3 protein-coding genes are annotated in these 890 nt (G+C 29.8%); all 3 read right to left on the bottom strand.

Annotated features, from left to right (window positions below; genetic code table 11):
* Nucleotides 1-29 precede the first annotated feature (29 nt).
* Nucleotides 30-221 (bottom strand): integrase core domain-containing protein, encoded by a 192-nt coding sequence (locus AOG54_RS10245; RefSeq protein ID WP_084795492.1) that lies wholly within the window; start codon nt 219-221, stop codon nt 30-32.
* A complete protein-coding gene (locus tag AOG54_RS04115) occupies nt 185-619 on the bottom strand; it encodes a DDE-type integrase/transposase/recombinase (RefSeq protein WP_055032463.1) in 435 nt (144 codons plus the stop codon). The genes AOG54_RS10245 and AOG54_RS04115 overlap by 37 nt, the downstream gene beginning before the upstream one ends.
* A gap of 26 nt (nt 620-645) precedes the next feature.
* A partial coding sequence (locus tag AOG54_RS09905; RefSeq protein WP_162200861.1) for a hypothetical protein occupies nt 646-890 on the bottom strand: 245 nt, incomplete at its 5' end.

Consider the following 890-nt stretch of genomic DNA (forward strand, 5'->3'; position numbering starts at 1 on the left):
AAATATAAACAATATCCTCTTATTAGATTTTAATCTTTTTGTTTCATTCCCATACATTTTATATTCATCTCCTTTGGAGTTATATAACCTATTGCAGAATGCAGTCTTTCATTGTTATAGAAATCTATATACCTTTTTATTGTATTTCTTGCTTCATCAATATTATCGAATTCAAATCTCCTGATTACTTCCCTTTCAAGGATTGAATTGAACGATTCAATATATCATTCTCTGGAGTTGCAGGATGGATCCTTTCATGGTATATGTTCATCATTGAAAGAAAAGCCTCTACAATATTGCAAATAAACTGTGTTCCATTGTCGCTTCTCATTTTTATTCCTGAAATATTGTTAATGCCTCTTTTATCAAATGCATTTATCATAGTATTTTTCACATCATTTCCTGTGCAGTGGCAACCCAAATAATGGCCTACAACTTCCCTTGTATAGCAGTCTATTATTGCAAGCAGGTAAGTATTTCTTGATTCTCCCTGTACGTATATGTACTTTATGTCGAATTCCCATACCTGGTTTGTATTATTTACTTTAACTATTGTATTTATTACCATTGTTTGTTTTCTGTTATTGTATGGATAATTCAGTAAATTGTTCTCTGGCATTAATCTTCTTACTTTCTTTTTATTTATTATATATCAATGTTAAGGTATTTTGTAGTTTTCTTATAGCCATAGCATACGAATTCACCTGACAATAGCTCCTTAATACCATTTATTACAGTTGAATTGTTCAGTACTACTGTATTGTTTCCATCCTTTCTTAATGTAAATTCAGAGTTTTTCCCTCCCATTTTAATGGGTTTATTATTGTTTTTATCTGTTACTTTATTAATATAGAATCTGGATCCGGGCATATTAAGTATATTAGCTACTT

It is taken from the genome of Acidiplasma aeolicum (genome assembly GCF_001402945.1).
Lineage (GTDB): Archaea > Thermoplasmatota > Thermoplasmata > Thermoplasmatales > Thermoplasmataceae > Acidiplasma > Acidiplasma aeolicum.

Coding starts and splice junctions, on each gene's coding strand:
- AOG54_RS04115 (WP_055032463.1), bottom strand. CDS start 619: ATGCCAGAGAACAATTTACTGAATTATCCATACAATAACAGAAAACAA.